At 48.5% G+C, this 3,677-nt stretch carries 1 protein-coding gene and 2 pseudogenes; 1 reads left to right on the top strand and 2 read right to left on the bottom strand.

Annotation, left to right across the window (positions count from 1 at the left end; translation table 11 throughout):
- Positions 1–62 precede the first annotated feature (62 nt).
- Positions 63–908, top strand: a pseudogene (locus tag QZ506_RS19075) (IS5 family transposase).
- A 10-nt stretch (positions 909–918) separates the two neighbouring features.
- On the opposite strand, the gene metA reads toward QZ506_RS19075, so the two are convergent.
- Both metA and QZ506_RS19065 read right to left on the bottom strand, forming a co-directional pair.
- Complete coding sequence (gene metA, locus QZ506_RS19070) at positions 919–1,848, bottom strand: homoserine O-succinyltransferase (protein WP_291973149.1); 930 nt, start codon at positions 1,846–1,848, stop codon at positions 919–921.
- A gap of 140 nt (positions 1,849–1,988) precedes the next feature.
- A pseudogene (locus QZ506_RS19065) lies at positions 1,989–3,290 on the bottom strand (MFS family transporter).
- Positions 3,291–3,677 lie beyond the last annotated feature (387 nt).

Genomic DNA, 3,677 nt, shown 5'->3' with positions numbered 1-3,677 from the left:
TAGGCTGTGTCCCTTAATTGCCTGAGTTATAGTAACCGTATGTTTCCACAGTATATTGAACTATGGCTCGCTACGACCTTCCCGATGAAGCATGGATGATCATCCAGTCTTTACTGCCTGCTGAACCAGCAATACCACGTGCCGGACGTCCATGGGAAGAACATCGTAAAATCATCAATGGTATGTTCTGGATTCTGTGCTCAGGTGCTCCATGGCGTGATTTACCTGAGCGATATGGTCCGTGGAAAACCGTATATAACCGCTTTAATCGGTGGTCAAAATCGGGTGTGATTAACATTATTTTCAACATGTTACTTTATGCTCTTGATGCGCATGGTCTCGTTGACTGGTCTACCACGGCGCTGGATGGCAGTAATATCCGGGCGCTGAAATGTGCTGCCGGTGCTCAAAAAAACATCCCGATATCGCCTGAGATAACGGTCTGAGTCGCTCTCGCGGTGGTTTTGGCACCAAAATCCATCTGGCAATAGACGGAAGTGGTCTCCCGTTAAACATCCTGCTGAGCCCCGGACAGGCTCACGAAAGCCAGTTCGCATTACGTCTTCTGGACGGTATTGGTGTTCAGCGCCAGAATGGCAGCATGAAGCGTCGTGGTTATGCGGTGCTGGCTGACAAAGCTTATTCAGTGCATGCACTACTCAACGAGCTGAAACTAAAGGGGATAAAGGCAGTCATCCCCCCGAAAAACGAATGAAAAAATGGCTTCGGACGGGCGCTCACGGTTCGCCAGTGACGCTTACCGTCATCGCAATGTAGTGGAAAGATGTTTTGACCGATTAAAAGAATACCGCCGTATTGCCACACGTTATGACAAAACGGCGAGGAATTATCTGTCGATGGTTAAACTGGGCTGCATCCGCCTATTTTACAAGAAGTTATGCAATTAAGGGACACAGCCTAGTCCAGCGTTGGATGCATACGACGCAGATCGAACGGCGTGATCTGATAAACACAGTAGTTAAGCCAGTTAGCAAACAACAAATGCCCGTGGCTGCGCCAGCTCGCTTTTGGCGCGTTCTCTGGATTGTCATCAGGGAAGTAGTTCAACGGCACGATCAGATTCAAGCCCGCATCGCGGTCACGAAAGAATTCACTGGCAAGGGTATGCGCATCATATTCAGGGTGTCCGGTAACAAACACCTGGCGTTTGTCTTTACTGGCAAACAGATAGGCACCTGCTTCACCAGACTCCACCAGAATATCCAGATCGGCATACTCACGAATAATATCCGTGGGGAAATCAGCGTAGCGCGAATGGGGAGCTAGGAAGGTTTCATCAAAACCGCGGGTAAGCAGCGCATGCTGCTGCACCGTGTGATGCGTATATATGCCAGAAAGCTTCTTGCTGCGGGTCATCTTGGGGATGCCATACAGCAGATTTAATCCGGCCTGCACCGCCCAACAGACAAACAGAGTGGACGTGACATGATCCTTTGCCCAATCGATCACTTTTGCGATCTTCGGCCAGTAAACCACATCGCAGAAATCGACCAGCCCCAGCGGCGCGCCGGTGACAATCAGACCATCGAAGTTCTCGTTCTCAATATCCTCGAAGTTACAGTAGAAGTTATTGAGATGCTCGGTAGGGGTGTTCTTGGATTCACGGCTATCGATACGCAGCAGTTGGATATCCACCTGCAACGGCGAGTTGGAGAGCAGACGCAGGAACTGGTTTTCTGTCTCAATCTTCTTCGGCATGAGGTTCAATACCAATACCTTCAACGGGCGAATTTCCTGAGTACTGGCACGAAAAGTGGTCATGACGAACACATTCTCATTGCGCAAAAAACTTACTGCGGGTAACTCATCAGGGATCCGAATTGGCATGACACTACACCTCACAGCAACCGTTTATACGTTTATACGTTTATACATCTAGATGCATGAAGATAACCATTTTTCCCCCACTTGTACAGCGCACAGTCCGAAGTTGAATAATCTTCATCCTGCGCACTGTGTAGTGCCGTTTACATCTGTACCTCTTTCCCTTTTCGGTGCAGCAGCAGAGAAACAAACATCGCCATCAGACAAATAGCAGAGACATACCAGAAGAGCGTCGTTTCAATCCCCGCTGATTTCAACGACAGTGCGACATACTCAGCAGAACCGCCAAACAGCGCGTTGCCTATCGCATAGGGAAACCCTACACCCAGCGCACGCACCTCAGGAGGAAACATCTCGGCTTTCAGCACTCCGCTGATCGAGGTGTAAAAGCTGATGATCATTAACGCCATAACGATAATGGCAAAGGCGGCGTATGGGCTTGTTACATTCTGCAAGGTGCTGAGGATTGGAACGGTAAATAACGCTGCCTTTGAGCAAAAAATGATCATCATGGTACGTCGCCCTATTTTATCCGACAACGCACCAAACAACGGTTGCAGCAGCATGAATATCACCAGAACCCCCGTCATCACACCGCTTGCGGTTTTTGCATCCATACCCGCTGTGTTCACCAGATACTTCTGCATGTAGGTGGTGTAGGTATAAAAGCTCAATGAACCTGCGGCGGTAAAACCCAGCACAATCATAAAAGCACGCCGATTACGCCACAAACCAGAAAGCGTTCCTGCATCTTTACGCTGGCGCGTGGTGGTGCTCGACGTTTCATGCAGTGAACGCCGCAGGTATAACGCCACTATCGCCAGCAGCCCACCCAATGCAAAGGGAATACGCCATCCCTAGGCTTTCAGCTCTTCAGTGCTAAGCCACTGTTGCAGAATAACCAACACCAACAGCGCCAATAACTGTCCACCGATCAACGTGACATATTGAAAGGAGGCATAAAAACCGCGCTTGCCTTCAACGGTGACTTCACTCATGTAGGTTGCGCTGGTGCCATACTCTCCGCCTACAGAAAGTCCCTGAAACAAACGGGCAAGCAACAACAAAGCAGGTGCCCAATGGTCAATGACACTATAGGTAGGTAAACAGGCGATAACGAATGAGCCGCAGCACATCATACAAACGGAAATAAGCATTGAGGTGCGGCGCCCGTGCTTATCGGAAATATAGCCAAATATCCAGCCACTGATCGGACGCATCAGAAACCCAACGGCAAATACGCCAGCGGTTTACAGGAGTTGCGTCGTGGTGTCACCACTGGGGAAAAACGCAGAGGCAAAATAGAGTGCGCAGAACGAATAGACGTAAAAATCGAACCACTCCACCAGGTTACAGGATGATGCTCCCACAATGGCGAAAATACGCTTGCGTGTATCATGGGGGTCCAGGTGCGGCTGTGCAAGCGGTGGTGTTACATCTGCCATAGTAAAAATCCCTATAAGAGTCATAAAAGCGTGCGAAGGTATGCGCATGCATACGGCACAAGTAAATTGTTATAATTTTGTAAAACGTAGTGAAAACAACGTGCAAAAACGTGTGGTGGAAACGAGTTATTCTCGATGTTGTCACAAATAGAGGGTAAGAGAAAGGTTATTACATTAATAAAACGGGATATAAAGCGTGTCTGGATGCGCTTTTTTTCCGCAAAATAACGAGGAAAGTGAATATCAGAGCCTGTACACGAGATTGTGTAATTGCCTGATTTTGATATGTTCAATCCAACATCAAAAGCAGGTTACTTTATGGACGAAAAACAGTTACAGGCTCTGGCTAACGAGCTGGCCAAAAATATCAAAACCCCTGACGATCTC

Source organism: Candidatus Symbiopectobacterium sp., from assembly GCF_020054415.1.
Taxonomy (GTDB): domain Bacteria; phylum Pseudomonadota; class Gammaproteobacteria; order Enterobacterales; family Enterobacteriaceae; genus Symbiopectobacterium.
Note: the sequence above shows the minus strand (reverse complement) of the source record. Positions and strands in the feature narration are given on the sequence as shown.

Bases quoted from the DNA above. Each gene is read 5' to 3' on its own strand.
- metA (WP_291973149.1), bottom strand. From the start codon at position 1,848: ATGCCAATTCGGATCCCTGATGAGTTACCCGCAGTAAGTTTTTTGCGC.